The organism is Oceanospirillum linum, from assembly GCF_001995095.2.
In the GTDB taxonomy this organism is placed as follows: domain Bacteria; phylum Pseudomonadota; class Gammaproteobacteria; order Pseudomonadales; family Halomonadaceae; genus Oceanospirillum; species Oceanospirillum linum.
Window position 1 is genome coordinate 1 of record NZ_MTSD02000106.1, and the last position, 438, is coordinate 438.

The 438-nt window shown below is 45.7% G+C and carries 1 protein-coding gene; it reads right to left on the reverse strand.

Features of this window, described 5'->3' with window-relative positions; translation table 11 throughout:
- Positions 1–418: hypothetical protein (locus BTA35_RS16850; protein ID WP_078320908.1), on the reverse strand; the 418-nt coding region annotated here is incomplete at its 3' end.
- Positions 419–438 lie beyond the last annotated feature (20 nt).

A 438-nucleotide genomic window follows, 5' to 3' on the forward strand; every position in this document is an offset into this window, starting at 1 on the left:
AAACAACTGTTTCACCTTTAGGGCCAGAGCCAATATCGGTAAAACGCAAAGCCGCTTCGCCTGTTGCACGTACTTCATTCATATCTTCAATGCGGTTGAAGACATAAATGCGACCTTCATGACGCAGCTCACCATAAAACATTTCAGGTACTAACTTGCCATCAATCATATCCACGCTGGCAATACCTGAGGTTTTCTTTTTGTCTTTACTGGTTAAACCAAATACCAGCGTTTCGCCCTTGGCACCTGCGGCAATACGCTTGTAAGTGTACGGGGTTTCGTCATGCTCTAAGAAGTGCTGATAAGCAGAATAGTCGTCAAAGTAGTACAAACGGCCATCCTCATGGCGTACTTCATACAACGAAACCAATTGCTGAGTGGCTTCTTGCGATTGAGGGGCTTTTTCTGCACTTTGCATCGACGAACATGCCGCAGTAC